The 24,878-nt window shown below is 63.0% G+C and carries 32 protein-coding genes and 1 tRNA gene; 23 read left to right on the top strand and 10 right to left on the bottom strand.

Features of this window, described 5'->3' with window-relative positions; all coding sequences use genetic code 11:
* The first annotated feature begins 331 nt into the window (after positions 1-331).
* Entirely contained in the window at positions 332-481 is a 150-nt protein-coding gene (locus DVR07_RS21600; protein ID WP_162829533.1) for a hypothetical protein, read from the top strand.
* A gap of 39 nt (positions 482-520) precedes the next feature.
* Here DVR07_RS21600 and DVR07_RS11710 read toward each other — a convergent pair whose 3' ends face one another.
* The 5 genes from DVR07_RS11710 to DVR07_RS21580 form a co-directional block, all read right to left on the bottom strand.
* Positions 521-727, bottom strand: coding sequence for a hypothetical protein (locus tag DVR07_RS11710; RefSeq protein WP_115797469.1), 207 nt, complete (start codon positions 725-727; stop codon positions 521-523).
* 201 nt (positions 728-928) lie between these two features.
* A complete protein-coding gene (locus tag DVR07_RS21595) occupies positions 929-2,992 on the bottom strand; it encodes a hypothetical protein (RefSeq protein WP_162829532.1) in 2,064 nt (687 codons plus the stop codon).
* Complete coding sequence (locus DVR07_RS21590; protein WP_162829531.1) at positions 2,985-3,896, bottom strand: hypothetical protein; 912 nt, start codon at positions 3,894-3,896, stop codon at positions 2,985-2,987. Before DVR07_RS21590 ends, DVR07_RS21595 begins: the two co-directional genes overlap by 8 nt.
* A 1-nt stretch (position 3,897) precedes the next feature.
* Positions 3,898-4,479: a hypothetical protein gene (locus tag DVR07_RS21585; RefSeq protein ID WP_162829530.1), complete on the bottom strand. Its 582-nt coding sequence runs from the start codon at positions 4,477-4,479 to the stop codon at positions 3,898-3,900.
* A complete protein-coding gene (locus tag DVR07_RS21580; protein ID WP_162829529.1) occupies positions 4,476-5,231 on the bottom strand; it encodes a hypothetical protein in 756 nt (251 codons plus the stop codon). The genes DVR07_RS21585 and DVR07_RS21580 overlap by 4 nt, the downstream gene beginning before the upstream one ends.
* 702 nt (positions 5,232-5,933) lie before the next feature.
* On the opposite strand from DVR07_RS21580, the gene DVR07_RS11700 reads away from it, so the two are divergent.
* The 6 genes from DVR07_RS11700 to DVR07_RS11675 all read left to right on the top strand — a co-directional run bounded on the left by DVR07_RS11700 (position 5,934) and on the right by DVR07_RS11675 (position 9,201).
* Positions 5,934-6,182, top strand: a complete 249-nt coding sequence (locus tag DVR07_RS11700) for a hypothetical protein (RefSeq protein WP_115797467.1) — start codon at positions 5,934-5,936, stop codon at positions 6,180-6,182.
* Positions 6,179-6,802, top strand: coding sequence for a hypothetical protein (locus DVR07_RS11695; RefSeq protein WP_115797466.1), 624 nt, complete (start codon positions 6,179-6,181; stop codon positions 6,800-6,802). The genes DVR07_RS11700 and DVR07_RS11695 overlap by 4 nt, the downstream gene beginning before the upstream one ends.
* The gene (locus tag DVR07_RS11690) at positions 6,799-7,212 is read left to right on the top strand and encodes a DUF7344 domain-containing protein (RefSeq protein ID WP_115797465.1); all 414 of its coding nucleotides are present in this window, start codon (positions 6,799-6,801) and stop codon (positions 7,210-7,212) included. Before DVR07_RS11695 ends, DVR07_RS11690 begins: the two co-directional genes overlap by 4 nt.
* Positions 7,213-7,253: 41 nt before the next feature.
* Positions 7,254-7,424: a DUF7835 family putative zinc beta-ribbon protein gene (locus DVR07_RS22125; RefSeq protein WP_205410986.1), complete on the top strand. Its 171-nt coding sequence runs from the start codon at positions 7,254-7,256 to the stop codon at positions 7,422-7,424.
* A gap of 75 nt (positions 7,425-7,499) precedes the next feature.
* A complete protein-coding gene (locus DVR07_RS11680) occupies positions 7,500-8,081 on the top strand; it encodes a J domain-containing protein (protein WP_115797463.1) in 582 nt (193 codons plus the stop codon).
* Positions 8,074-9,201 (top strand): tyrosine-type recombinase/integrase, encoded by a 1,128-nt coding sequence (locus tag DVR07_RS11675; protein ID WP_115797462.1) that lies wholly within the window; start codon positions 8,074-8,076, stop codon positions 9,199-9,201. Before DVR07_RS11680 ends, DVR07_RS11675 begins: the two co-directional genes overlap by 8 nt.
* A gap of 476 nt (positions 9,202-9,677) precedes the next feature.
* Here the strand turns inward: DVR07_RS11675 and DVR07_RS11670 are convergent, their stop codons facing one another.
* Entirely contained in the window at positions 9,678-10,088 is a 411-nt protein-coding gene (locus DVR07_RS11670) for an acyl-CoA thioesterase (protein WP_162829528.1), read from the bottom strand.
* Positions 10,089-10,227: 139 nt separating this feature from the next.
* Here DVR07_RS11670 and DVR07_RS11665 point away from each other — a divergent pair, with 139 nt between their 5' ends.
* The gene (locus DVR07_RS11665) at positions 10,228-10,770 is read left to right on the top strand and encodes a GNAT family N-acetyltransferase (RefSeq protein WP_115797460.1); all 543 of its coding nucleotides are present in this window, start codon (positions 10,228-10,230) and stop codon (positions 10,768-10,770) included.
* A gap of 43 nt (positions 10,771-10,813) precedes the next feature.
* On the opposite strand, the gene ilvD is transcribed toward DVR07_RS11665, so the two are convergent.
* On the bottom strand, positions 10,814-12,526 hold the full coding sequence (gene ilvD, locus DVR07_RS11660) for a dihydroxy-acid dehydratase (RefSeq protein WP_115797459.1): 1,713 nt from the start codon (positions 12,524-12,526) through the stop codon (positions 10,814-10,816).
* Between the two features lie 308 nt (positions 12,527-12,834).
* Here ilvD and DVR07_RS11655 point away from each other — a divergent pair, with 308 nt between their 5' ends.
* From DVR07_RS11655 to DVR07_RS11630, 6 genes are all read left to right on the top strand, one after another.
* Complete coding sequence (locus tag DVR07_RS11655) at positions 12,835-13,794, top strand: glycosyltransferase (protein ID WP_115797458.1); 960 nt, start codon at positions 12,835-12,837, stop codon at positions 13,792-13,794.
* A 74-nt stretch (positions 13,795-13,868) separates the two neighbouring features.
* Positions 13,869-14,858, top strand: coding sequence for a beta-ribofuranosylaminobenzene 5'-phosphate synthase family protein (locus DVR07_RS11650; protein ID WP_115797457.1), 990 nt, complete (start codon positions 13,869-13,871; stop codon positions 14,856-14,858).
* Between the two features lie 180 nt (positions 14,859-15,038).
* Positions 15,039-15,350 (top strand): MTH1187 family thiamine-binding protein, encoded by a 312-nt coding sequence (locus tag DVR07_RS11645; protein ID WP_115797456.1) that lies wholly within the window; start codon positions 15,039-15,041, stop codon positions 15,348-15,350.
* Between the two features lie 93 nt (positions 15,351-15,443).
* On the top strand, positions 15,444-16,376 hold the full coding sequence (gene mch, locus DVR07_RS11640; RefSeq protein WP_115797455.1) for a methenyltetrahydromethanopterin cyclohydrolase: 933 nt from the start codon (positions 15,444-15,446) through the stop codon (positions 16,374-16,376).
* Between the two features lie 21 nt (positions 16,377-16,397).
* Complete coding sequence (locus DVR07_RS11635; RefSeq protein ID WP_115797454.1) at positions 16,398-16,886, top strand: hypothetical protein; 489 nt, start codon at positions 16,398-16,400, stop codon at positions 16,884-16,886.
* Between the two features lie 166 nt (positions 16,887-17,052).
* A complete protein-coding gene (locus DVR07_RS11630) occupies positions 17,053-17,253 on the top strand; it encodes a hypothetical protein (protein WP_115797453.1) in 201 nt (66 codons plus the stop codon).
* Between the two features lie 30 nt (positions 17,254-17,283).
* Here the strand turns inward: DVR07_RS11630 and DVR07_RS11625 are convergent, their stop codons facing one another.
* From DVR07_RS11625 to DVR07_RS11615, 3 genes are all read right to left on the bottom strand, one after another.
* Complete coding sequence (locus DVR07_RS11625; RefSeq protein ID WP_115797452.1) at positions 17,284-18,120, bottom strand: RAD55 family ATPase; 837 nt, start codon at positions 18,118-18,120, stop codon at positions 17,284-17,286.
* 53 nt (positions 18,121-18,173) lie between these two features.
* A complete protein-coding gene (locus tag DVR07_RS11620) occupies positions 18,174-18,614 on the bottom strand; it encodes a zinc ribbon domain-containing protein (RefSeq protein ID WP_115797451.1) in 441 nt (146 codons plus the stop codon).
* Positions 18,615-18,881: 267 nt separating this feature from the next.
* A tRNA-Gly gene (locus DVR07_RS11615) sits at positions 18,882-18,952 on the bottom strand.
* A 213-nt stretch (positions 18,953-19,165) separates the two neighbouring features.
* Between DVR07_RS11615 and DVR07_RS11610 the strand changes: the two genes are divergently transcribed.
* Genes DVR07_RS11610 through rpmC form a run of 9 tightly spaced genes read left to right on the top strand, consistent with a single transcriptional unit; the run spans position 19,166 to position 24,874 of the window.
* Positions 19,166-20,059 (top strand): putative RNA uridine N3 methyltransferase, encoded by an 894-nt coding sequence (locus DVR07_RS11610; protein ID WP_115797450.1) that lies wholly within the window; start codon positions 19,166-19,168, stop codon positions 20,057-20,059.
* 4 nt (positions 20,060-20,063) lie between these two features.
* Entirely contained in the window at positions 20,064-21,080 is a 1,017-nt protein-coding gene (gene rpl3p / locus DVR07_RS11605; RefSeq protein ID WP_115797449.1) for a 50S ribosomal protein L3, read from the top strand.
* Positions 21,081-21,083: 3 nt separating this feature from the next.
* Complete coding sequence (gene rpl4p, locus DVR07_RS11600) at positions 21,084-21,830, top strand: 50S ribosomal protein L4 (RefSeq protein ID WP_115797448.1); 747 nt, start codon at positions 21,084-21,086, stop codon at positions 21,828-21,830.
* Positions 21,827-22,081 carry a 50S ribosomal protein L23 gene (locus DVR07_RS11595; RefSeq protein WP_115797447.1) on the top strand — a complete coding sequence of 85 codons (255 nt, stop codon included), beginning with the start codon at positions 21,827-21,829 and terminating at the stop codon, positions 22,079-22,081. Before rpl4p ends, DVR07_RS11595 begins: the two co-directional genes overlap by 4 nt.
* A 3-nt stretch (positions 22,082-22,084) precedes the next feature.
* On the top strand, positions 22,085-22,804 hold the full coding sequence (locus tag DVR07_RS11590; protein WP_115797446.1) for a 50S ribosomal protein L2: 720 nt from the start codon (positions 22,085-22,087) through the stop codon (positions 22,802-22,804).
* A gap of 1 nt (position 22,805) precedes the next feature.
* A complete protein-coding gene (locus DVR07_RS11585; protein WP_115797445.1) occupies positions 22,806-23,231 on the top strand; it encodes a 30S ribosomal protein S19 in 426 nt (141 codons plus the stop codon).
* A 4-nt stretch (positions 23,232-23,235) separates the two neighbouring features.
* Positions 23,236-23,697, top strand: coding sequence for a 50S ribosomal protein L22 (locus DVR07_RS11580; protein WP_115797444.1), 462 nt, complete (start codon positions 23,236-23,238; stop codon positions 23,695-23,697).
* A complete protein-coding gene (locus DVR07_RS11575; RefSeq protein WP_115797443.1) occupies positions 23,697-24,647 on the top strand; it encodes a 30S ribosomal protein S3 in 951 nt (316 codons plus the stop codon). The genes DVR07_RS11580 and DVR07_RS11575 overlap by 1 nt, the downstream gene beginning before the upstream one ends.
* Complete coding sequence (gene rpmC, locus DVR07_RS11570; protein WP_115797442.1) at positions 24,647-24,874, top strand: 50S ribosomal protein L29; 228 nt, start codon at positions 24,647-24,649, stop codon at positions 24,872-24,874. Before DVR07_RS11575 ends, rpmC begins: the two co-directional genes overlap by 1 nt.
* The last annotated feature ends 4 nt before the right edge of the window (positions 24,875-24,878 follow it).

Below are 24,878 nucleotides of genomic sequence, written 5' to 3'. Positions count from 1 at the left end.
TAATCCGTGCTCGCTTGAAATTCTGTCCACACTCTTTACAGTGTCCGAACTTTTTTGCCATGCGTTATCACCCCACGCACACCCAAAGTGGCAATTCAGAGTATATTCAGTTTATTCCGTGCACATCGTGCAAGGGTCGCTCAAAATACAGTAGATGCAGAAAACCATTCCTTTGAAATGCGTGATGTTTGCCCGCTCGATTTCGGCCCGAGAAATCACCGAGTAGATCGGCGTCAACGATATCGGTTCATTCCCGAACACGCGAGCTGTCATCCGGGAACTCATCCTCGAGGAGAACATCCCAATCACTTCCGGCGGGAACGGCTACTTCGTGATCGAGACCGAGGACGAGCTGAAGGAGTACATCGACAGCCTCGAAAGTCGGATGTTGAGTATCGCCGACCGGAAGTACGGGATTCGGCAAGCGGCCCAGGACTGGGATGGGGAGATCGAGTCGTCTGAGGATGCGGACCTGCTCTAGATTGCCGTAGGAGAGAATTATCTGACAGGGGAGAGCAACTCACTCAGACTCTTCGAGAACACCACTTAGTCTCTCTACCAACGACCTCATCGATTCTACCGTCTCCTCGCCGAGGTCGTCCGCCTTATACTCTCCACTCGTTATCCGGTCGCAGATCGTCTCCGCGATTTTGCCCTTGTCGAATGCACCCTCTTCGAGTTCGCCCTGCTCGATTTCTTGGAGCTTCGCTTTCACCGCGTCGGGCATGGTGTTGTATTCGTGGTCTCAACCAGTTCGTTGGGGTCGGCCTCGGCGGCGACCTAGGGCTCTCGCTCAATTTCTGTAGAATTGATGTTCTTATTCGCATATTATTGGGAGAAAAGTTCGTGCCAGACAGGTGGATTGGTTTCCCAGAGAGCTATCAGTAGAGTCGGTAGTGGGACAGGAGAATAGTTTATTTGTCTATATCTAATGGAACTGAAGCATCTGGTATGAATCTTGATACTCGTCTGGTTCAAAGGAGTCCGTTTCTGCGGAGGCTAAGATGATTTGATATTCGGGCAGGATATCAGGGAGGCGAATTAGGAAATTAGAGATTGCCTTCGCATTGTTCTCATCCACTTCATTTGCAAATGGTGAATCGATAGTGAACAAGCGAATTGGAGGGCTATTGAACGACTTGCTCAGTTGCTTCAGAACGGCTGTGTGGAATAACAGTGCATGGAGATTGATTTCTGCAGTACTCTCGTCAGCTACTGATGAATCTAAGATTCGTTCCTCTGTGTGGATATCAAAGTGATAGGACCCGCCAGACTTGAACCTGATTTCATAAGCACTTTCTAGCGTTCCATGATTGAAGTCCTTCAAGAAGCTCTCCATAGTCTCGGCTAAGTCTTGTTTCAAATCTTCTCGTTGAGCTTTTCGTGATTTTTCAACAATATCTCTAAACCGCTTGTATGCATCCCGTTTATCTTCTTTTGAAGCAACAATATCTCTAATGTGTCTAACCCCCAACTTCTCTTTCTTAACTCTTCGTAGCTCTGTTTCTAAGGAGTCAATTTCAACATCGACATCCACAACTCGATCTTGGAGATTCCTTACTTCACGCTGTAACTCCTCTTGTTCCTCTACAACGTCGGTGATCTCATTCTCCTCAATTCGCTGTTTAACTGTCTCGAATTCAGCTTCTGCCTCCTCTAAACGCGTTTCAATACTTCTTTTTTCTCTTTCTAATTCCTGTTTTTCCTCCTGAAGTTCCTCTAACTCCTCTTGGTGCTTTTGTGCACTGGTATCTGTAATTGATTCAGTCTCCACATGCTCAGCCTCTTTCCGATATCGGTCCTCTGGCATATCTTTTGCACAGAGAGGACAGTCTTTCTCATCCAATAACCTCTGTCGTTGTTCCTTATCGACGCTATTAGTACAAATTGGGCAACGATTTGGAATGGTCATGAAATTCCGGAGTTCATCACCAATTCCCTCCAAATCATCCAACATTTCTGTATCCTCATAGCGTTCGATTACACGTTTCACGCTAGTAAGCTTTTCATAGACCTCCTTTCGATCGTATCTTAGATCAGCAATCTCTGCGCGAAGCTCGTCTCTGCGAGATTTCAAGCCGTGAGGGATTTCTTCTCCGGCAAGCGTAGCATTTAGGGACTCTAACTGACCCCGTTTAGCTTTCAAAGTGTCAACTATACTCTGTCGCAAATCTTTTTTGATTTCTAAGTGGTGTTCCAAATCATCTTGTTTAGAACCATAACCTAGTGATTCTTGGAGGAGAGACTCTCCAGATTCATTTAGTTCGTAATTTTTGATCTGGGTATCAATTTCATCAATTTTGTCTTCTATGACTGATATGACCGTCGTGATATTGATTCCAAATAGTAAATCCATCAGCTCAGAATGGCTACTTCCTAAGAACCGGGTGAAATCTTCGGACATTAAGAAGAAGATAGTGAGAACTTCATATGGGTCGTGCCCACGGGTCCGAAGGTCCTGAAGCCCAAACCGTTCTCTGACCTCAGAAGGATCTGTGTACTTTGAAGTTATTGAGGCATCAGTAGTATGTCCTTCAGAAAGGTATGGCTTATCAGCCATTGAAAGTGCACTTCCTTGTCCAGATTGTCGAAGAGATCGTTCTAACGTATATGGTTCGTCATTTATTGTCCAATATCCTGTGGTAGAGAGACCAGAATATCCAAACTGAATGAGATTAGTCATCTCAAAATCGTTGTTCTCAGGAAGTCCTGCAATATTGAAAAGGACTGACTTCACTAAGCTGGTTTTCCCTTGAGAATTCTCTCCGTACAGGATGGTACTTCTTTTGTCGAAATCTACTTCGCGTTTATTGATTGTCCGAAAGTGTTCAACAGCCATTCGGTCCAAACGAATGTCTGACGATTGGAAATCTATCTCATCATAATGCTTTAGGAAGAAATCCTTGAGCTCTTCCCGTTGACTGTCCGAGAATTCACTTTCTCTATCGACTTTCTCCGCTACTTGGTCGAAAACGGGTGGTTCTTCAGACATTAATGGCAGTCACTCTTTCTGTTATTTGATTGGTTGATTCAAAACGTTTTGGCCGTCCATTCAAGATGGTCTCTCCAGCATCATGTTCATTATACCGGTCTTGCGATTCTAACTGGTCCTCAATTCCAGTCATCGAGCTATCTGCGAAGTCCTCCAAGACTTTGCGCTGCTTCAAATCCCATTCCTTTAGTAACACACTATCGAAGTTTTCCAGCTTTGATTCGAACCTTGTCAGAAACATTTGAGCTGCATCTCCAAGTGAAACGGAGTAGGAGATGTCCCAACTTTCTTGACTTTCTTCAAGAGGGCTTGAATCAAGCAAATTCCATGCAAAGAGACGGTCTCGATCACGCTGTAAGCTAGAGGACCAAGGGTAAGACTGTTTTTTCCTGAATGAATAACGGTATCCCGTTCTTTCTAACATACCAAACTCCAAATCGCTATTACTAATTTGGGGATTGTCCTCCTGAGATAGGCGGTTGTTCACCATGTAAACTAAACTATGGAATTTCTCTAATGGTTTAATGTGTTCCTTCCCCGTTAATTGTTGGTGTTTGTCAATGAGTTTGAGAAGCATAACGAAGTCTGCAATCTCATCAATTCCATAATCAACTACCGTGTGCGCTTGGAAAGCTTCCTCAATTGGAACCGAGCTTTCTTCAAAGTGAGATACTGTAATTTCACTGACCTCAAACTCCTTGAGTAGAACCTGGATTTCATCCTTAGAAAATACTTCTTGGTTAAGGAACTCGAAGTACTGACTATCCAAATCAAATTCGCCTCCGCGATCTTCGAGGGCATCTTCGTGGATTTCGCGAGCTGTTTTAAGGTAGTCATCTAACTCTTGGCCTTTCAGCCCGGCCCATTCGCCAACCCGTTGGATAGCCAGCCATTCATTAACCATATCAATCGATCTTGTCTATCTTATTAGCAGCATTGTGGCTCCACGCAATTACGTTTTGCTCCGCCCCATTTGGATTCACTTGAAATCCGAGATATCCCTTTATGTTGTCTTCCAATTCTGATTTACTCGTAGCTACTTGTACACTAGTAAACTGTGAGGAAATCTCAGTTTCGATACTTTCCCGATCTCCTTCTGAATCAACCCACGAGAAGACCGCAGTCTCGTCAGGAAGCCCGCGGACTTGGTAACAGAGTGCGGTATAGAGGTCATCTCGGAGCAAGGTCTCATACCGAATAACCCACAAACTATGGGTGATGAGCGATTTTTCTGCATCTCGCTGTTCATCTGGGGTAGAACTCCCCGTAGGACAGGATCGTTCAACTAATTCAATTGCATTATAATTATCTGCCGTATCTATTGTATTCCCATAATCGGTTATCTGAGAGCACACATTATTTAAGAAATCCTCAAGTGGTTCCCCAAAACAAGTCGCACTGGGATCACAGATTACAGCAATATTCTCTTTGTGATTAGTGAGAGTTTTGTCGCGGGGATACGGATCAATGTATGCTCCCCCAGTCATGGACCGGAAATCTGTGCCAACGCACTTAAATTATTCGTAATATACTCGATACGATTATCTTCGTCTGGGTCCACCAATTTCCTCTCTTGGGGAAGATTCCGTGCCTCATCGAAATCGGCAAGCCAATCTTTCAAATAGGTATGCAAGGAACCTTTCCCGGATATCGGCTCCTCTTCAATTTCAGTTATGATTTCGTCTCCTAACTCACTAATTGATTCAGAAACGCCATCTAATTCGCTCCCAGATTCTACTTGGAGCTTCTCTATATCTGAGAGAAATTTACTAATCATTTGATTTCGTTGTTCACCGTTTACTGACGCCTTTATCCGTACTGCCTGTGGTAGTGCAATATACTCCGAATAGAGAAGGCCCATTGCAGCTCCAGTTGTGTAATCATCAAGGCCAACCGGTACATGAACATTCGTGGGGAAAATGAACAAGAGATACGCAATAATAGCCGAGCACAAACCAACGATAGAATAAAGTCCGACCGAGATCAGTTTGTTACTCCTTTTCTGCATCTCAATGGAGAGAAGGGATTGGGAAATTTGGTCAATAGTCCGATATAGGGCATAGGCTAAGAGAAGAGCTACTGACGAGGACACTAAAACAGCAATTTTCTGACCAAAAGGCCACTTAATAATTGGTGGACTTCCGGGTAGTAAGGCGAAAAAGATCGGAACAGATTGCAAGAAGATTGCAACAGCAGTACCTTCTGGCCGACCGAAGGTAAAATAATCCCTTATACGCATTCTATCCTCACTCGCATATATCTAATTAATCATCTGTCACTTTCTAACTCGCTCTCGTCAAGGTCACCAGCAAGATATTTCCGACCTTTGTTGGTAATTTGATAGAGCGAACCATGAGGTTGTTCTACTAAGCCAGTATCTCGTAATCCTTTGAGTGCCCGTGTAATCGTTGACCGAGACGGAGGACGCTGTAGTAGTTGCTCTAAATTATAGTGAATCGCCGTAGCGGAGAGGGCAAGATCATGCTCTTCCAGAAATTTTAGAGTTGGTTCAGTGGCGCTATTCTTCCACTCCGGCCCTCTCGACATCGTAAAAGAAACTCAGACCACTGTTTATTACCTTTGACGATATGTCTATCTGTGCGACATTATTAGGCTCAATTGAGCCATAAAATGCTCAAGTTTTATTACGGTGGCATGAACATCCGCTAATCACGGAGACAAAATCGCGGACCCGTCGCTCGCCGATGGGTCCTCAGAAAGCGGACCCCGATGTTTGGGCCATCGGGTCCGCGTGAGCCTCCGTAACTGAGGTACGGAAGCCATGTACGCAATCGCTACGCGGGGTCTTGAAAGCCCCGACCGACGGTCTGCATCGCCGCGCCGACGATTCGAAACTCGTCGGCGCGCACGAGTTACAGTTTCACTTCCGCTTCGGACGAGGATTCGGCCTTTTACAGGTGGGTTCGTCAGCCCGAGTCGGATGTCGGAGCGAATTCATCTCGACGATGAGGTAGATCGGTGGAAGTGGGTGTGTCCCAACGGCCACCGCAACTGGGAGCCGACGAACCACCACTTCTGGTGCGAGACCTGCGCGCGCCACTACGACACCGACGGGGTGTTCCACGACCTCCTGAACAAGCAGACCGGCGAGACCCACGAGCGCGACCAGCTCGAACTCGTCACGCCTGTCGGCACCTACCGGGACGTCCACCAGGAGGGGTCGGCGTGAGTCCCGCGACCGACGGCGGGGTTCCGAGTCAGGAGGGCGAACTCAGACCGCACCACGAGTTCGGCAACGGAACCGGCATCGCGGTCAAGCTGAACGGCGAACGGATGGAGTTCCGAGACGCCTACGATACCGCGATAGCGGTCCATCAGGACTACGAAGACGGTGTCCTCGTAGCCACCGTCGGATGGGGGACCGGCGAGTGGACTGTCGATGCCGTGCATCTCGACGAAGACGAGCTCGAAGAGAAAGCGGTCATCGACTGCGTGCCGGAAGTCGAAACCCCGGACGGTGACGCGGTGCTCTACCTCGCCGACGATGAACGGTACGCCTTCAAGCTGGAGGTGATCCGAGTCGGCGAAGCAGCGGACGCCGAATACAGCTGCTACGTCCCGGAGCACCTGGTCGACGCGGTCGAACCCGTGGCGGACGCGCAGGGCTACCTCCACGTCGGTATCGACCCCGACTATCACCCGTTCGGCGGATACTGGATCCCGGTCGACAAGGAGCACTCGGAGATCGTCGCGCCGCCGAACGGCGAGAAGGTCCACTTCCCCGCGGACGAGGGCCTCGACCCCGTCGTCCGTGGCGAGGACGCGCTCCCGGGAGGTGATGCGCCATGATGCTCGGCGCCGTGACGAGCCGAGTGTCCGACTGGTCGCCGCTGAGTGGTCCGGCGCCGGAACCCGAGGTGACGTTCGACGAGGCGTTCCAGCTGCTCCGGAACAGTCGGCGCCGGCACGTCGCGGAGTACCTGGCGGACTTGGAGCCGGGCGAGACGGTGAGCGTCGGTGAGCTCACCATCTACATCGCCTCGCTGGAGTTCGACGTCGAGCCGGACATTGTCTCGGCCCGTCAGAAGAAGACGGTCCGGTCGGCGCTCCACCAGACGCACCTACCGAAGCTGGACGAGATGGGCGTCATCGAGTACGACCAGCGGGCGAGCGAGGTGACGCGGTCGTCGGACGTCGAGGCGCTGACGGCGGTCATCGCGTCGGCGCGCGAGCAGTTCCCCGTGGGAGAGTACCGATGAGGTCGACCGCTGAGGCCGACAGTTCGGCGGTCTTCTCGGCGATGCTGGAGGAGTGCGACGACTGCGAGCGTGAGACGCCGCACGAGGTGGCGGTGGAGATTCGGACCGAGAGTGAGCGCCGCGAGAACGCGGAGTTTTCGCGCGAACCGTACCGGGTTAGCGAGTGCCGTATCTGCGGGACGCAGACCACGACGAGGATGAACGATGCCTGAGACTACGGACGACAACGGCGAGCGGAGCGCAGCGGAACAGATCATCGAGGGCGAGACCGCGACGGAGGGGTCGGCGTGACGGGTCTCGATTGGCCGAAGGGGTTCGAGCGGACCGACCCCGCCGAGCGGACGCGGAACAACCACTACGGCACGACTCTCCGGGAGTCCATCGATGACCTCGAGACAGAGCTTGAGCGAATGGACGTCGGAGACTGGAATCTCTCGACGGCGGCGCTTCACCAGTCGCAGAACCCGAAGTACCCCTACGCCGACGCCTCGCCGGACGACCCCGGTGCGGTCGTCCGCTGGACGATGAACGGGAAGCAGTTCGCGGTTGCCTGCGACGCTTACTCGCGACTCCGCGACAACGTCCGGACGCTCTACCTCTACGTCCACGAGAAGCGCAAGATGGAGCAGCGTCCGGTCGAGACCGGTGCATCCGAGTTCGCCAACGCACGACTCCCCTCCGGTGACTCCGAGCTCGTTGTCGACGAACAGCCGCCCCACATGGTGTTGGGCGTCGACCGGAATGCTACTCCCGATGAGGTTCGGCGAGCGTTCCGCCAGCAGGTTCAGGAGAGACACCCCGATCACGGCGGCAGCGAGGCAGAGTTCCGCCGGGTGAAGAACGCCAAGGAGGCGATGCTGGATGAGTGAGGACGATCTCCAACCCCTCGGCCCCCGAGAGGCGATGGAGATGTGGCTCGAACGTCAGCGGTCGGAGAAGGCGGCCGAGTCCGTCAAGAGCTACGGATACCGCATCAACCAGTTCGTCGAGTGGTGCGAGCGCGAGGACATCGAGAACCTGAACGAGCTCGACGGTCGCGACCTCTTCCGCTTCGACACGCATCGGCGTGGTCAGGACCTCAGCATCACGACGCTGAACAACCAACTCGGGACGCTCCGGTTGTTCCTCGCGTTCTGCGAGGACATCGAAGCAGTTGAGAGAGGTGTCGCGGCGAGCCTCGACGTGCCGGAACTTTCGAAGGCCGAGCGCGCGAACGAGGAGAAGCTCCCGGCGGCCCGTGCGGACACGATAATGGAGCAACTGGAGCGCTACGAGTGGGCCAGCACCGACCACGCCCTGTTCGTCACGGCGTGGCGGACGGGCTGCCGCCTTGGGGCGCTCCGAGCGCTCGACGTCCAGGACTGCTATCTCGATAAGAGTGACCTCGAACGCCTCGCCCACGAGGAGGACCTCGACGAGGCGGGCCTGTTCAAGACCCCCGACCAGAACGACGTGGAGTCCCTCTTGGACGAGGTGAGCGTCCCGTTCATCTTCTTCCGGCATCGCCCGGAGACTGAGACGCCGCTGAAGAACAAAGAGGAGGGCGAACGTCCAGTCTCGCTGAACGGCGACCTTGCTGAAATTCTCCGGGACTACATCGAGGTGAACCGGCCGAACGTCACCGACGACTACGGCCGTCGACCACTGTTCGCGTCGAAGAAGGGCAATGGGCGATTTACGAAGGGTGCGATTCGGCGGCGGTTCTACATCAAGACCCAGCCCTGCCGGTACGGGACGTGCCCCCACGACCGCGATCCGGACGATTGCGAGGCGCTCGAGCACGGTCGCGAGCAGCGGTGTCCGTCCGCGCGGTCACCCCACAAGATCCGCACCGGATCGATCACCTGGCATCGCGATTGTGATTGGCCGCCTGAGGCGCTTGCGGAGAAGGTGAACGCGACCCCGGAGACGATTCGGGCGCACTACGACCACCCCGAGAAGCTTCGCCGGATGGAGTCCCGCCGGAGCTACCTCGACGATCTTGAGTAATCATGAATCCCTACTCCCCCAGCAGTACGAAACTCGCATCGGCATGCGCAGAAACCGGCACGCGGACCTCGGCGGTCCCACTACAACCTTCTACTGCGTGAGATACTCTGCGAGTACCTCGCTCGCAAAACGTCGATGGAACGGTCCAACCCTGGTTCCGTCGGGTACCGGCGGTCCGCTGGGCGTCTTGCGGTTCAACCTCCATCTCCTCCGGTCGCTCCGGCACGAAAGCCACCACTGTGGCGTCGTCGTGCTGTATCCCTCGGTGGTGTCGAGTGGGTGGGAGCCGCTAGAGATTACGAGGGTGTCGGTGACCGAGGTGCTGGACGTGGTTGATGGTCGGTGGTATCCCGAGACCGACGAGTACGAGCTTCTCTGGCCGGTACCGGCTACCTTGATGTGGAAGCCCCCGCTTAATCTATCGGCTTGCGCTTGGCGTTCTCGCCCATCGCGTCCGGAAGTTACTCCTACTCGAGCTACTCCCCATCACTCTCCGAATCGTACGTCGCGAGCGCCTCCCGCCAGGCCGTCGGCAGCGACGCCGGTCGACCGTCTTCGCCGAGGTAGACCGACACCGTCCGACCCGTCGCCGCGACGTCGTCGCCGTCACGGAGCTCGTACTCGATGGTGAGACTGGTCTCGCCGGTCTCGATGGGCCCGAGCGCCGCCGTGACGGTCCGGTCGGGGCCGATGGGCGCCACGTAGTCGACCTCCAGCGACCGCACGACGGTGGGTGCCTCCGACAGCGGGACGCCCAGCACCTCCTCGAACAGGCGCTCCTTCGCCCGCTCGAAGTAGGCGGCGTAGACGACGTGGTTGACGTGCGCGCGGGTGTCGAGGTCCCGGAACTGGACCTCGACGTCGTGAGTGAACGTTCGCGGAGTCACGTCCGGAACGACGCCGACGGCCGATTTGAAATCACCTATCTCGGCCGTCGCGGCGGTTCGGGCAGAGTCGCCCCGACTCGGTCGCCGTCCGGTCGGATGGCTTTCATTTATTGCTCGGCCGGCCGACTGGTCGACCACGATGCCCGGACCGACGTTCCTCGACGGCGACCGCGTGACGCTTCGCGTCCCCGACGAGTCCGACGTGGACTTCCTGCTCGATCACGAGAACGACCCCGACGTGCGCGCGACGCGGAGCGTCACCGCGCCGTCGGGTCCCGACGACGTCCGCCGCCGACTCGGCGGCACGCTCGGCCGGAGGGACGACACCCTCGCGCTTGTGGTCTTCGCCGACGGCGACAGGGTCGGCCAGGTCTACCTCATCCGAGAGAAGCCCAACGACGCGACATACCGGCGGGCGGAGCTCGCCTACTGGGTCGCGCCCGCCGCGCAAGGCAACGGCTACGCCACCGACGCGGCCCGGACGGTCCTCGGCCACGGGGTCGACCGCCTCGGCCTCCACAAGGTGACCGCGAAGTCGTTCGCATCCAACGAGGCGTCGGTCCGTGTGCTGGAGAAACTGGGATTCGAGCGGGAAGGCGTCTTCCGCGAGGAGGCGTACGTCGACGGCGAGTTCGTCGATCTGCTCCGGTTCGGACTGCTGGCAGAAGAGTGGCGAGCGTAGGCGGGTCTCCGATACTTCCGTCTCCGGTCCGCGCCCGACTTCGCTACTCCCCGTTCCGCCGCACGCCCGGGTTCGTCACCGCGCCGTTCGCGGCCGACCCGAACGTCGCGCCGTACTTCGCCAGTACGCCGTTCTGGTAGGCCGGCTCCGGGTCGTCGCGGGCGTCGAGGCGCGACTCGATCTCGTCGTCCGAGAGCTCCGCGTCCAGGGTCCGGTCGGGGATGTCGATGGTGACGCGGTCGCCGTCCTCCACCGCCGCGATGGGACCGCCCGAGAACGACTCCGGCGCCACGTGGCCGATCATCGGCCCGCGGGTCGCGCCCGAGAACCGACCGTCGGTCACCATCGCCACGTCGTCCTCGTGGCCCGCGCCGACGACCGCGGAGGTGACCCCGAGCATCTCGCGCATGCCGGGGCCGCCGCGGGGGCCCTCGTTCCGGATGACGATGACGTCGCCCGACTCGATGTGACCCTCCTGGACGTACTTCATCGCGTCCTCCTCGTTCTCGAAGACCCGGGCCGGCCCCTCGTGGTGGAAGTCGTCCTCGCCGGTGACCTTCAGGACCGCGCCGTCGGGCGCCAGGTTGCCCCGGAGGATCTTGATGGCGCCCTCCTCGTGGAAGGGGTCGTCGACCGGCCGGATGAACTCCGCGTCGACCTCGTCGTCGTCGGGCAGGTCGAGGTGTTCCAGTTCCTCAGAGATCGTCCGGCCCGTGACCGTCATCGCGTCGCCGTCGAACAGCCCCGCCTCGACGAGCCGCCGGATGATGACCGGGACGCCGCCCTGCCGGTAGAGGTCGTACATCACGCGCTCGCCGCCGGGCTGGAGGTTGGCTATCTTGGGCGTCCGACGGGAGATTTCGTCGAACTCGCCGATGTCGAGGCCGATTCCGGCCTCGGCGGCCAGCGCGAGCAGGTGGAGCACGCCGTTGGTCGACCCGCCGACGGCGACCTGGAGCGCGATGGCGTTCTCGAACGACCGCTTCTCGAGGATGTCGGAGGGCCTGCGGTCGTTCTCGATGCAGTCGAGCGCGAGCTCGCCGGCGCGCTCGGCGACCTCGTAGCGCTCGTCGAACTCGGCGGGCGCGCCCGCGCTCCCGAGCGGCGCGAGGCCCAGCGCCTCCGAGACCGACGCCATCGTGTTCGCGGTGAACATCCCGCCGCAGGAGCCCGCGCCGGGGCAGGCGTGGCGCTCGAGGTCGTCGAGTTCCTCCTCGCTCATCTCGCCTTCTGCGACCGCGCCGACGCCCTCGAAGACGTTCTGGACGGTGACCTCCCTCCCCTCGTGCTCGCCGGGCATGATGGACCCGCCGTAGAGGAAGACCGACGGGAGGTCGGTCCGGATGGCGGCCATCATCATCCCCGGCAGATTCTTGTCGCAGCCCGCCACCGTGACGAGGCCGTCCATGCGCTCGCCGAACGCGACCAGTTCGACCGAGTCGGCGATGACCTCCCGCGAAATCAGCGAGGCCCGCATCCCCTCGGTCCCCATCGAGATAGCGTCGGAGATGGTGATGGTGCCGAACTCGATGGGCATCCCGCCCGCGTCGTCGACGCCGTCGTACGCCGACGCGGCCACGTCGTCGAGGTGGACGTTGCACGGCGTGATGTCGGCCGCGGGGTTGGCGACGCCGACCATCGGCGACGAGAGGTCCTCGTCGTCGTAGCCCATGGCCCGGAACATCGACCGGTGGGGCGCGCGCTCGACTCCTTCGGTGACCTCGGTGCTCGGGAGGTCGGCCGGTTTCTCGGACATACCCGGGGGTAGCCCCGGAGAGGCTTAAGTTCCACCGCTCCAACAAACGTTGCTGTCGGACCCGAATCTGTTCGGTTGCCGTCTCTTGCCGGCGCACTCCCCGGCGACGTTCTCGGGGCGGTCGCTGCACGCGCATCTCGTTCGTGTCCCATCGCCGCCATCTCCCTGGACCTCCGGTAGTTTCCTGCCTCGAAAACGGGAAACGAAGCCGGAGCGGTGTGGTACAGGAACTCGCGGCAGCCGGTCCGAAACGCCGCCGAAATCCTAGAATGAGAACATACTTTTCGGGCGGCCGTCGAAGGGACGCCATGGACCAGACGGTGGCCGTCGCCCACTACCCGGAGGGCGCCGGCCACGCGACGCGGATGCTCGCGGTCGCTCAGGCCTTCGAGGACGCGGGCGCGGAGATCGCGCTGGCCGGCGGCGGTCCGGGCTCGCGGTTCATCGAGCACAACGGCTACGACGTGTTCCGGGCCGCGCCGGTCGACTACATCGGCGACTACCAGGAGGGGTCGCTCGGCCGAGTCCTCACGCGGAGCCTCCCGTACAGCGCCAAGCGCGTGATCGACCTGATCCGGTGGCTCCGCCGGGTCGACCCCGCAGCGCTGGTGACCGACGACATGTTCGCGGCGATGGCCGCGTCTGTGACCGGGACGCCGCTGTACGTCGTCACCCACAACGCCGCGTCCTACTACGACGCCGCGGTCGAGCAGGTGTTCACGTGGCTGCTCAACCGCTACCAGCTCGGCGCGGCCGAGTCGTTCCTCTACCCCGCGGTGTGGCCGCCCGACGACGGGGATCCACCGGGCGTGACCCACGTCCCGCCCATCGCGCTCGACCCCGCCGGCTGTCGGTCGCCCGAGCGGGACCTGGAGGTGCTGGTGGTCCCGAGCGTCTACTCGACCGACTTCGACGTGCTCGCCGAGACGCTCCGGACCGAGGGCCACGACGTGATCCACGTGGGTGCAGACGGCTGGGAGGCGGTCCCCGCGCTCCTGCCGTGGGTCCGGGCCGCCGACGTGGTGGTCTGCTCGGGCTACTCCACCGTGATGGAGGCCGCGGTCGCCGGCACGCCCTGCGTGGTCTACCCGTTCACCGACGAGCAGCACGGCGTGACCCGCGTCCTCGAACGCCGGGGCGTCCGGGGGTTCCAGGTCGAGCACTCGGTCGCCCACGTGGCCCGCGCTGTCCGTCACCCGCCCGAGTCGCCCGACCACGAGAACGGCATCGAGCGCGTGGCCGACCACGTCATCTCCGACCTGGCGTGAGCGCACACCCGACAATGCGGCCAGTTTTTGCCACTGCCGGAACGGGCAACCCCCTCTGGAAGTAACTCGCCGCCATGGCACGGGTCTCGGCCGGAGCGCGCCTCCACTTCGGCTTCCAGAACCTCTCGCTGGCCCACGAGCGTCTCTACGGGTCGCTGGGGGTCGCGCTCGACTCGCCGCGGGTCGTCGTGACCGCCGCCCCCGCCGGGAGCGTGCGCTGCGACCACGACGTCGCCCGGGCGCACGTCCGCCGGGCGGTCGACCTGCTCGGCGTGCCGGGCGCGGACGTGGCGGTCGAGCGCACGCTCCCCCGGCACGTCGGGCTCGGGAGCGGGACCCAGTTGGCACTCGCGGTCCTGGCGGCGGTCGCCCGCGCCCACGACCGGGAGCCGCGGGTCCGCGAGTGCGCGCCGAAACTCGGTCGTGGCGGCCGGAGCGGCGTCGGTGTCGCCGCCTTCGAGGCCGGCGGGTTCGTCCTCGACGCGGGCCACCCCACCGAGCGGTTCACGGCCGACCGACCTCCGCGCGGAGAGTGGACGGTCCCGGCGGTCGCGGCTCGCCACGGCGTTCCCGGCGACTGGCGGTTCGTCGTCGTCCTCCCGGACGCCGACCCCGGCCGGAGCGGCGACGACGAGGACGCCAGCATGCGGTCGGTCGTCGAGCGGGCCGACCCGACCATCGGCGACGAGATCGCCGCGGTCGTCACTCGGCGCGTCCTCCCCGCGGTCGCGTCGGGCGACGCCGAGTCGTTCGGCGCGGCGGTCGCGGAGGTCGGCCGGCTCAACGGCGCGTGGTACGCCGACGAGCAGGGCGGCGTCTACCGGCCGCCCGTCGGCGAACTGGTCGCGGAGCTCGGCGACTCGCCCGCGGTCGCCGGCGCCGGCCAGTCGTCGTGGGGGCCGGCGGTCTACGGCGTGACCACCGAGCGCCGCGCCGACGCGGCCCGCGAGGCGGCGGAGGCGGCGCTCTCGGCGGCAGGGGTCGGCGGCGACGTGCTGGTCGCCGGACCCCGGAACCGCGGCGCGCGGGTCGAGGCGAGCGATGGCGCAGTCCTCTCGGAGTAGTCGGACTGGCGGTCCCGTAGTGCGCGACGGTACGCACGCCGCCCTCGTCCGGGACCGCGCGGGGCGTCCGGTCGGGATTCGTTCCGTTTTCGCACTTGAACCTTCGCGCGGGACGTTCGACCGGATGGCAGCTCGGTTACAAAATGACAAAGGGATCGCCCCGCGTCTCTCCGCGTGAGCATGACCGTCATCGCACTCCTGAGCGTCGCACCGGTCGTCGAAGGTAGTATGGCCGAGGAAGTGGCCAAGGCAGTCGCCGCGCTCGACGACTTCGACGTCTCCTACGAGACCAACCCGATGGGAACCGTCATCGAGGCCGACACCGTCGACGAACTGTTCGCCGCCGCGCAGGCCGCCCACGAGGCTGTCGACGGCGACCGGGTGAGCACCGTCCTGAAGATAGACGACAAGCGCACGCGCGAGCAGCGCGCGCACGAGAAGGTCGACGCCGTCGAGGAGGCGCTGGGTCGCGAGGCCAGGCGGGAGCGATAGCTCGGCCGACCGGAAGCGGAGTTCCCCGGACTCCGCGACCCGGTCGCGTCGGGACTGATAAACTGTTTACGGGGTGACGCCCAACCCACGCCCATGGACAGCCTGAACCGGAACGCGCTGGAGCTCGCCGACGAGGCGCTGGACTTCGCCGAGGAGCTCGACATCGGGGCGCGGGAGCTCGACAACGGGGCGACAGTGCTCGACTTCGGCCACGAGTTCGACGGGGGCGTCGAGGCCGGCCTGCTGCTGGCCGAGCTGCAGACCGCCGGTCTCGCCACGGTCCAGACCCGGCTCGACGAGGTGGCCGGCGCGCCGCTCCGGCACGTCGAGCTCACGAGCGACCACCCCGCGCTGGCGCTGCTCTGCTCGCAGAAGGCCGGCTGGGAGGTCTCGACCGACGACTTCCAGGGCCTGGGGAGCGGTCCGGCCCGGGCGCTCGTGGCCGAGGAGGACGAGTTCGCGCGCGTGGGCTACGAGGACGTCTCGGAGTTCGCGGTGCTGGCGGTCGAGAGCGGCGACTACCCCACCGAGTCGGTCGCCGAGCACGTCTCGGACCTGACCGGCGTCGAGCCCGGCAGCGTCTTCATCGCGTCGGTCCCCACGGCGAGCGTCGCGGGCAGCGTGAGCGTCGCCTCCCGGGCGGCCGAGATGGCGGTGTTCCGGCTCTCGGAGCTCGGCTACGACCCCCTCGACGTGGTGAGCGCCACGGGGTCGGCGCCGGTCGCGCCGGTCGCGGGCGGCGAGGAGGCCGCCATCGCGCGGACCAACGACGCGCTGGCCTACGGCGGCCGGGTCCACCTCACCGTCCGCGAGGAGTTCGACCGGTTCGACGAGATCGTCTCGACCGCCACCGACGAGTACGGCACCCACTTCGCCGACATCTTCGAGTCGGTCGACTGGGACTTCTACGAGGTCGACGAGAGCGTCTTCGCACCCGCGCAGGCGACCGTCGACGTGGTCGGAGGCGACACCTACGTCGTCGGCGAGCGCGACGAGGACCTGCTGGCCGAGAGCTTCGGGTTCTGAGACCGAGGTGGTGAGAGAACGATGAAGTTCAAACTGGTTCCGGAACCGCCCGCGGACCTCGACTTCGTGGCCACCGCCCAGCGGGCGGTCCCGCTGGTGCCCGGCAGCGAGGACGACTGCTGCGCCCGACTGCTCGACCGGACCGACCTGCCGAGCCGGGACGCGGCCCGGACGTGGCTGACCTTCCTGCGGGCGCTCGGCCTGGCCGAGGAGCGGACGTCGGGGTTCACCCGCACGCGCGAGGACCCGGAGGCCCCATTCCTGCGCGAGCAGTTCCGCGAGGACGTCTTCGGCGCGGACGCGGTGCTGGCGATTCTCTCGGAGGCCGGAGAACCGCTGTCGGCCGACGAGGTGTTCGAGCGGTTCCGCGACGAAGTGCCGACGTGGGAGCACCACAAGAACCCGAACTCGTGGGCGGAGATATGGCGCGAGCGCGTCGAGTACCTGCTGGACTGGGCCGTGCTGCTTGGACTGGCCGAGGAAGCGGACGGGACGTACGAGGCCGAGTGATCCAACCGAGACTCACAACGACGACACTCGCAGTCGGTGCGGTCAGACCGTCGCACAACCGGAAGCGGTGGCACGGTCGACAGCGAGTCGAACACCTGACGCGTGCCAGCGGCGTTCGGGTTGCAAATTCGACAGGAATAAGAGGGTTTCCGACGGGAACGTACGCATGTTCGTTGCCCTCCGGCGAGTCGCGGTCGGCCTGTACGTCCTGTGGCTCGTCGCCGTGGTGCTCCTGATGCTGGGGCGCTACACCCTCGCTCCGCTACTTCCGGGCGTGCACGCCGGCGTAGTGGTCGGGGCCGCCGCGCTGACGGTCGTCGGCGCGGGGAAGCTCCTGCGCGACGGGTACGACCGGCTCGCGGGGTGACCGTCTCGCAGGGATGCGGGCTCGGCGGTGTCACCGGATCTTCCGGACGTTGCTGACGTCGAACCCGCCGTCGTGGATCTCGGTCTCGAACCGGACGATGTCCTCCTCCTCCAGCCGCGAGAGGACCCCGCGGAACTCCCGGACGAACATCACCCGGTCGCGCTCGCTGCCGCCGGTCTCCCACTCGAAGGCGATGGTGCCGTCGGCCGCGCCCATCAGGCTTCCCATCTGGATGTCGGTCAGCGCCTCCTGGTTCACGAGCACGAGGATGAGGCCGTTCCACGCCCGGGAGGCCTTCTGGAGCCCCTTGACCAGCAGCGTGATGTCGCTCCAGCCGAGGTGCCCGCTGGGCGCGCGGGCGAGGTCGGTGAGCGAGTCGATGACGACCAGGTTGGCCGCGGCGTGCTCGTTGAGGTAGCCGCCGAGCGCCTCCAGCACGCCCCGACGGTCGTTCCCCCTGCCGAGGTCGGTGATGGTCTGGGTCTTGCGGGTGTACCACTCGCGGGGGATGGCCGACAGCTGGAAGTACTCCTGGCTGAAGTCGGCGAAGTCCACGGCCTCGACGCCCGCGCGGACGAGCTCCTCGCTCATCGTGAACTCGATCTCCCGCCGGAGCTCGTCGCCGCTGGCGGTGAACGAGACGTAGTGGATGTCCTCGGGCACGGCGGCCTCGTCGGACACCTCGCCGTAGTGGAGCTCGAACGTCTCCTCGTCGGTGTGGGCCAGCCCGTTGATGGTCGCCGCGGTGTAGCAGAACTCGCGGGCGCCGGCGCCGGCCTCGCCCGCCAGCAGGACCACGCTTCCGGGCGGGGCGCCGCCGTCGATGATGTCGTCGAGCCGGGAGACGCCGAACGGAACTCGGTCCATGTCCTTCCTAGGGGCGTCTCGAGCGGGGTGCTTGGGTCTTTCGTCTCCGGGGGTCAGCGACTGCCGCGGTCGGTGTCCGCGTCAGCGTCCGCGATACTGTCGGCGTCCCCACTACGGTCGGCCAGTCGGGTCGAACACCACTGGCAGAAGTCGAGGTCGGCGTCGGCTGGCCGACCGCAGTCGGGGCACATCGTGCGATCCTCGTCGTCGTACTCCGCGCCGAACCGCTTGCTCACCGCCAGGAGGTACGCGTCGACGACGCTGAGCGTGCTGACGGCCACGACGGGGAGGAGTTCGACGAACGGGAGCCGCTCGCCGGTCGCGAACGCCTGGAGCGCCGCGTCGGGCACGAAGAGGCTGCCGGTCGCGAAGACCGCGAGCAGCCACCCGAGCGCACGCCGCCACCGGCGGAGGTAGAGGTGGCCCAGTCCCGTGACGGCCACGCCGAGCACCGCGGCGAGCCAGGGTCGCGTTCGAGATTGCGTCCGTCCCATGTAGTTAACTGAATGGTCAGTCACAAATCAATGTTTCGTCGCCGCGCTCCGTCGCGTCGGGAGGGACGATACACCGGTGGCTCACCGGTTCGCGTCCGAGAGAAGTGCGCCGGCTGGAATTGTGAACCGGAGCCAGACGTTCTTGCTCGTTCCCTTCGGTCACTGCGCGAGCGTGCGACTGGCGGGGTTCAAATCCCGCAAACCGAATTACTCGAATTCCGTGAATACGAGGAGATGAAACTTCGCGAGCGTGGAATCCGAGAGAAGTGCGCCGGCTGGGATTTGAACCCAGGTTGCGACCATGGCAAGGTCACGTGATACCACTACACTACCGGCGCCCTGCGATTGCATTTCCAGATAACGCCCGGCCAGTAAATAAGGCTTCCGAAACGAGCTAGAATCGGGGGACGGTGGCACGGTTCAAGCTCCGATTTCCGCCGGCACGAGCTTTGTGACCGGCTCCCACTCCCTGACGGAAAGCGGCACCCTTTTAAGACCCAAGACGGTACGATTCGCTACAGTCTAGTGACGGGGCGTCGAAGCGTCACGGTATGACCGTCAGCGTACTCGTTCCGTCATCCCTCGTCCGGGAAGCCGAAGACAAGCGGGAGGCGACCCGCAAGATCGGCTACGTCGCCCGCGCGGCGACGGTGTTCCGGGCCGACCGCCTCGTGGTCTTTCCCGACCGCGACGGCGAGCGGCGATGGGGTGGCGGGTTCGTAAGCACCGTACTGGAGTACGCCGCGACGCCGCCCTACCTCCGAAAGGAGGTATTCGGCAAGCGGGACGAACTGGAGTACGCGGGCGTCCTGCCGCCGCTCCGCGCCCCCTCACTGACCGGCTCCGAATCCGAGGGTTCGGGGTCGTTAAGACAGGGAATCGTGACCGAGGTCGGACCTGAAGGGCGCGTTCGGGTCAATTGCGGACTGCAACACCCGATCTCGCTCGTCGTGCCGCCAGAAATGGAGGTCGGCGAGGGGGAGCGCGTTACCGTCAGGATCTCTTCGCGAAGTCCGGTCCGCGCGAAGCTCGTAGACGAGCCCCTCTCGGGCTGGTCGGTGACGCGCGCGGACCTCCCGGCAGCGCTCGACCGCGACGACGCGGGCGTCCGAATCGCGACGTCCCGCCACGGGGTCGAGCTGACGACCCGGCGGCTGACCGACGTGGTCGGCCGCGTCGAGCGCGACGGTATGACCGTCGCGTTCGGCTCCCCGGGTCGCGGGCTGCCGGAGATGCTCGACCTCCCGACCGACTCGCTGGGCCGCGACCGGCCCGGCGACCTCGCGTCGGGGGACGAGGCGGACGCGGAGTCCGGAGTCGAACACGGCGCACCCGGCCGGTTCGACCTCTGGCTGAACGCGGTTCCGAATCAAGGCAGCGAGGTCGTGCGAACCGAAGAGGCGATGTTCGCCGCGCTCGGCTGCCTGAACCTCAAAGAGAAGTGATACGATGCCAGAAACAAGCAGACCACGCAAAGGTTCGCTAGGGTTCGGCCCCCGCAAGCGCGCGTCCAGCGAGGTGCCGCGCTTCAACTCGTGGCCCGACGGCGACGGCAACCCGTCGCTCCAGGGCTTCGCGGGCTACAAGGTCGGCATGACCCACGTGGTGATGGTCAACGACGAGTCCGACTCCCCCACCGAGGGGATGGAGGAGACCGTCCCCGTCACCATCGTGGAGACGCCGCCGATGCGGGCGGTCGCCCTGCGAGCCTACGAAGAGACGCCGTACGGCAAGAAGCCGCTGACGGACGTGTGGGGCGACGAGTTCCACGACGACCTCTCGCGCACGCTCGACGTGCCGGAGGACCACGACGCCGACGCCGCGGAGGACGAACTCCGCGAGGCGCTCGAGAACGGCGACGTCGCCGACGTGCGAATCGTCACCCACACCGTCCCGGACCAGATCCCCAGCGTGCCGAAGAAGAAGCCCGACGTGATGGAGAGCCGCGTCGGCGGCGGGTCGCTCGGCGACCGCGTCGACTTCGCGCTGGACCTGCTCGCCGACGGCGGGGAACACGCCATGAACGACGTGTTCCGCGCGGGCGAGTACACGGACGTCAGCGGCGTAACGAAAGGCAAGGGGACGCAGGGTCCCGTCAAGCGATGGGGCGTCCAGAAGCGGAAGGGCAAGCACGCCCGCCAGGGATGGCGCCGACGGATCGGCAACCTCGGTCCGTGGAACCCGTCCCGGGTCCGCTCGACGGTGCCCCAGCAGGGCCAGACCGGCTACCACCAGCGCACCGAGCTCAACAAGCGCCTCATCGACCTGGGTGAGGGCGACGACATCAACGTCGACGGCGGCTTCGTCAACTACGGCGAGGTCGACGGCTCGTACGCGCTGGTCAAGGGGTCGGTCCCCGGTCCGAACAAGCGCCTCCTGCGCTTCCGCCCGGCCATCCGGCCGAAAGACCAGCCGCGCCTCGACCCCGAGGTGCGGTACGTGAGCACCGACTCGAACCAGGGATAATCTATGCAGGCAACAGTACGCAACCTCGACGGCGAGGAAGACGGCTCCGTGGACCTGCCGGACGTGTTCGAAGCGACCGTCCGGTCGGACCTCATCAAGCGAGCCGTGCTCGCCGCGCAGGCAAACCGGAAGCAGGACTACGGCGCCGACGACTACGCCGGGATGCGGACCTCGGCGGAGTCGCCCGGCAGCGGCCGCGGGATGGCCCACGTCCCCCGGACGAACGGCCAGGCGGCGCGCGTGCCCCAGGCCGTCGGGGGTCGCAAGGCCCACCCGCCGAAGGAAGAGAAGGACCGAACGCTCGACATCAACACGAAGGAGCGCAAGAAGGCGGTCCGGTCGGCCGTCGCTGCGACGGCCGACGCCGACCTCGTGGCCGAGCGCGGCCACCGCTTCGACGAGGACCTCGACCTGCCGCTGGTCGTCAGCGACGAGTTCGAGGACCTCCTCAAGACCCAGGAGGTCGTCTCGTTCCTCGAAGCGGTCGGCGTCCACGCGGACGTCGAGCGCGCCGAGGAGAACAAGTCGGTGCGGGCCGGCAAGGGGACGACCCGGGGTCGGAAGTACCAGACACCGAAGTCGATCCTGTTCGTGACCGGCGACGAGCCCTCGAAGGCCGCCCGCAACCTCGCGGGCGCGGACGTCGCGACCGCACGAGAGGTCAACGCGGAGGACCTCGCGCCCGGCACGCATCCGGGCCGGCTCACCGTCTGGACCGAGAGCGCGCTCGAGGAGGTGGCCGACCGATGACGTCGGTCATCGAGTACCCGTGGGTGACCGAGAAGGCGATGAACGAGATGGACTTCCAGAACAAGCTCCAGTTCATCGTCGACCTCGACGCCGAGAAGCCAGAGATCCAAGCGGAGATCGAGGACCAGTACGACGTCACCATCGAGAAGATCAACACGATGGTCACGATGAACGGCGACAAGAAGGCGACCGTCCGGCTCTCGGAGGACGACGACGCCCAGGAAGTCGCCTCGCGGATCGGGGTGTTCTGACACATGGGACGACGAATCCAGGGACAGCGACGCGGACGGGGCGGACCGACGTTCCGCGCCCCGTCGCACCGGTACAAGGCAGATCTCACGCACAAGAAACCCGAGGACGTCGACACCGTGGCCGGCACGGTCGTCGACATCGAGCACGACCCGGCCCGGAGCGCGCCGGTCGCCGCCGTCGAGTTCGAGGACGGCGACCAGCGGCTCATCCTCGTGCCCGAGGGCGTCGGCGTCGGCGAGCAGATCCAGATCGGCGTCAGCGCCGAGATCAAGGAGGGCAACACCCTGCCGCTGGCCGAGATCCCGGAAGGGGTCCCGGTCTGTAACGTCGAGCGCCAGCCCGGCGACGGCGGCAAGTTCGCCCGGGCTTCGGGCGTGGCGGCCAACCTCGTCACCCACGACCGCAACGCTGCGGTCGTGGAACTGCCCAGCGGCGAGGTCAAGCGGCTCTCGCCCGACTGCCGGGCGACCATCGGCGTGGTCGCCGGCGGCGGCCGGACCGAGAAGCCGTTCGTGAAAGCGGGCAACAAGTACCACAAGATGAAGGCCCGCGGCACCAAGTGGCCGAACGTGCGCGGCGTTGCGATGAACGCCGTCGACCACCCGTTCGGCGGTGGGGGCCGCCAGCACCCCGGCAAACCCAAGTCCGTCTCGCGGAACGCGCCGCCGGGACGGAAGGTCGGGGACATCTCGTCCCGGCGGACGGGACGGGGAGGCAACTAGCATGAGCGAAGGCGAATACCGAACCGGCCGCGAGGGTGAGTTCACCTACCGCGGTCACGACCTCGACGAACTGCAGGACATGAGCCTGGACGAAGTCGCGGAACTGCTCCCCGCACGGCAGCGGCGAACCATCGAGCGCGGTCTGTCCGCCCAGCAGGAGAAGCTGCTGGAGGAGGCCCGCGAGGCCGGCGAGGAGGAGACGGCCAACGACCCCATCCGGACCCACCTCCGGAACATGCCGATCCTCCCCGAGTTCGTCGGCCTGACGTTCGCGGTGTACAACGGTCAGAGCTTCGACCGCGTGTACGTCGAACCGGAGATGCTGGGCCACTACCTCGGGGAGTTCCAGCTGACCCGCAAGTCGGTCGAGCACGGACAGGCCGGCATCGGCGCGACCCGCTCCTCGAAGTTCGTGCCACTCAAGTGATATCATGGGAATCAGTTACAGCGTCGAGACCGACCCGGACACCACCGCCAAGGGGATGCTCCGGGAGCGGCACATGAGCCACAAGCACAGCAAAGCCATCGCCCGCGAGATCAAGGGCAAGACCGCCGCCGAGGCCACGGAGTACCTCGAGGCGGTCGTCGACGGCGAGCGGTCGGTGCCGTTCAAGTCCCACAACAGCGGCGTCGGCCATCGGAGCGACATCGACGGCTGGGACGCCGGTCGCTTCCCCGAGAAGGCCAGCGAGGCCTTCCTCGACCTCATCGAGAACGTCGTCAACAACGCCACCGAGCAGGGCTTCGACGGCGAGTCGATGGAGATCATGCACGTCGCCGCCCACAAGGTCGGCGAGGTGCAGGGCCGCAAGCCGCGGGCGATGGGACGGGCGAGCGCGTGGAACACGCCCGAGGTAGACGTCGAACTAATCCTCGAGGAGGTCGAAGAATAATGGCTGACGAACAGGAGTTCATCGACCAGGGCATGCAGCGGTCCCAGATCGACGAGTTCTTCGCGAACGAACTCGGTCGCGCGGGCTACGGCGGCATGGAGATGGCGCCGACCCCGATGGGTACCCAGATCGTGCTCAAGGCCGAGAAGCCCGGCATGGTCATCGGCAAGGGCGGGAAGAACATCCGGAAGATCACGAGCCAGCTCGAGGAGCAGTTCGAGCTCGACGACCCCCAGATCGACGTCCAGGAGGTCGACGAGCCGGACCTCAACGCCCGCATCGTCGCTGACCGGCTCGCCAACGCGCTCGAACGCGGCTGGTACTTCCGGAAGGCCGGCCACACGACCATCGACCGCATCATGGACGCCGGCGCGCTCGGCGCCGAGATCGTCCTCTCCGGGAAGGTCACGGGCGCCCGCTCGCGCGTCGAGAAGTTCAACCGCGGGTACATCAAGCACAACGGCGAACCCGCCGAGAACATCGTCGACCACGGCCAGGGCGTCGCGGTCCTCAAGCTCGGCACCATCGGCGTCGACGTGAAGATCATCCCGCCGGGCGCCGACCTGCCCGACGACTTCGAGGTCTCTGAGGGCGCCAGCCCCGAAGAGGTCGTCCCCGAGGCCGTCGAGGCCAACGAGCAGGCCGGCGTCGAGGAACTCCTCGAGGAGCCGACCGACGAGGAGCTCGAGGAGCTCCGCGAAGAGGAGGACGCGGGCGAGGAGCCCGCCGAGGCCGGCGAAGAGGAGATCGACGAGGAAGTCGTCGAGGAGGTCATCGAGGAGGAGACCGCCGAGTCCGAATCCGAATCCGAGGCCGAGGCCGAGGAGTCGGAGGAGTCCGACCAGTCGGCCGAGGAGGAACTCGACGAACTCGAAGAGGAGGTCGAGCAGGAGGCCGAGGAACTGATGGACGAGATGGACGACGAGGACGACGAGGAGGGTGAGGAGTAATGGCCATCCTCCACAACGAGGAGATCCGCGACATGACCCCCGCCGAGCGGGAGTCGGAGCTGGACGACCTCGAGACCGAACTCCTCAACGCGAAGGCAGTGAAGGCGGCCGGTGGCGCCCCCGAGGACCCCGGCCGGTTCAAGGAACTGCGCCGGACCATCGCGCGGATCAAGACGATCCAGCGCGAGGAAGGCGACCTCGAAGAAGAAGCTGCGGAAGCAGAATAACCGA

The sequence above is a fragment of the Halorussus rarus genome, assembly GCF_003369835.1.
GTDB lineage: Archaea > Halobacteriota > Halobacteria > Halobacteriales > Haladaptataceae > Halorussus > Halorussus rarus.
Note: the sequence above shows the minus strand (reverse complement) of the source record. Positions and strands in the feature narration are given on the sequence as shown.

Coding starts and splice junctions, on each gene's coding strand:
- DVR07_RS11630 (WP_115797453.1), top strand. CDS start 17,053: ATGTTCGTTGCCCTCCGGCGAGTCGCGGTCGGCCTGTACGTCCTGTGG.
- DVR07_RS11675 (WP_115797462.1), top strand. CDS start 8,074: ATGAGTGAGGACGATCTCCAACCCCTCGGCCCCCGAGAGGCGATGGAG.
- ilvD (WP_115797459.1), bottom strand. CDS start 12,526: ATGTCCGAGAAACCGGCCGACCTCCCGAGCACCGAGGTCACCGAAGGA.
- DVR07_RS11585 (WP_115797445.1), top strand. CDS start 22,806: ATGAGCGAAGGCGAATACCGAACCGGCCGCGAGGGTGAGTTCACCTAC.
- DVR07_RS11645 (WP_115797456.1), top strand. CDS start 15,039: ATGACCGTCATCGCACTCCTGAGCGTCGCACCGGTCGTCGAAGGTAGT.
- DVR07_RS22125 (WP_205410986.1), top strand. CDS start 7,254: ATGCTGGAGGAGTGCGACGACTGCGAGCGTGAGACGCCGCACGAGGTG.
- mch (WP_115797455.1), top strand. CDS start 15,444: ATGGACAGCCTGAACCGGAACGCGCTGGAGCTCGCCGACGAGGCGCTG.
- rpl3p (WP_115797449.1), top strand. CDS start 20,064: ATGCCAGAAACAAGCAGACCACGCAAAGGTTCGCTAGGGTTCGGCCCC.
- DVR07_RS21595 (WP_162829532.1), bottom strand. CDS start 2,992: ATGTCTGAAGAACCACCCGTTTTCGACCAAGTAGCGGAGAAAGTCGAT.
- DVR07_RS11700 (WP_115797467.1), top strand. CDS start 5,934: ATGTCGGAGCGAATTCATCTCGACGATGAGGTAGATCGGTGGAAGTGG.
- rpmC (WP_115797442.1), top strand. CDS start 24,647: ATGGCCATCCTCCACAACGAGGAGATCCGCGACATGACCCCCGCCGAG.
- DVR07_RS21580 (WP_162829529.1), bottom strand. CDS start 5,231: ATGCGTATAAGGGATTATTTTACCTTCGGTCGGCCAGAAGGTACTGCT.
- DVR07_RS11610 (WP_115797450.1), top strand. CDS start 19,166: ATGACCGTCAGCGTACTCGTTCCGTCATCCCTCGTCCGGGAAGCCGAA.
- DVR07_RS21585 (WP_162829530.1), bottom strand. CDS start 4,479: ATGACTGGGGGAGCATACATTGATCCGTATCCCCGCGACAAAACTCTC.
- DVR07_RS11625 (WP_115797452.1), bottom strand. CDS start 18,120: ATGGACCGAGTTCCGTTCGGCGTCTCCCGGCTCGACGACATCATCGAC.
- DVR07_RS11650 (WP_115797457.1), top strand. CDS start 13,869: ATGGCACGGGTCTCGGCCGGAGCGCGCCTCCACTTCGGCTTCCAGAAC.
- rpl4p (WP_115797448.1), top strand. CDS start 21,084: ATGCAGGCAACAGTACGCAACCTCGACGGCGAGGAAGACGGCTCCGTG.
- DVR07_RS11655 (WP_115797458.1), top strand. CDS start 12,835: ATGGACCAGACGGTGGCCGTCGCCCACTACCCGGAGGGCGCCGGCCAC.
- DVR07_RS11595 (WP_115797447.1), top strand. CDS start 21,827: ATGACGTCGGTCATCGAGTACCCGTGGGTGACCGAGAAGGCGATGAAC.
- DVR07_RS11590 (WP_115797446.1), top strand. CDS start 22,085: ATGGGACGACGAATCCAGGGACAGCGACGCGGACGGGGCGGACCGACG.
- DVR07_RS11635 (WP_115797454.1), top strand. CDS start 16,398: ATGAAGTTCAAACTGGTTCCGGAACCGCCCGCGGACCTCGACTTCGTG.
- DVR07_RS11690 (WP_115797465.1), top strand. CDS start 6,799: ATGATGCTCGGCGCCGTGACGAGCCGAGTGTCCGACTGGTCGCCGCTG.
- DVR07_RS11665 (WP_115797460.1), top strand. CDS start 10,228: ATGCCCGGACCGACGTTCCTCGACGGCGACCGCGTGACGCTTCGCGTC.
- DVR07_RS11620 (WP_115797451.1), bottom strand. CDS start 18,614: ATGGGACGGACGCAATCTCGAACGCGACCCTGGCTCGCCGCGGTGCTC.
- DVR07_RS11710 (WP_115797469.1), bottom strand. CDS start 727: ATGCCCGACGCGGTGAAAGCGAAGCTCCAAGAAATCGAGCAGGGCGAA.
- DVR07_RS11575 (WP_115797443.1), top strand. CDS start 23,697: ATGGCTGACGAACAGGAGTTCATCGACCAGGGCATGCAGCGGTCCCAG.
- DVR07_RS11580 (WP_115797444.1), top strand. CDS start 23,236: ATGGGAATCAGTTACAGCGTCGAGACCGACCCGGACACCACCGCCAAG.
- DVR07_RS21590 (WP_162829531.1), bottom strand. CDS start 3,896: ATGGTTAATGAATGGCTGGCTATCCAACGGGTTGGCGAATGGGCCGGG.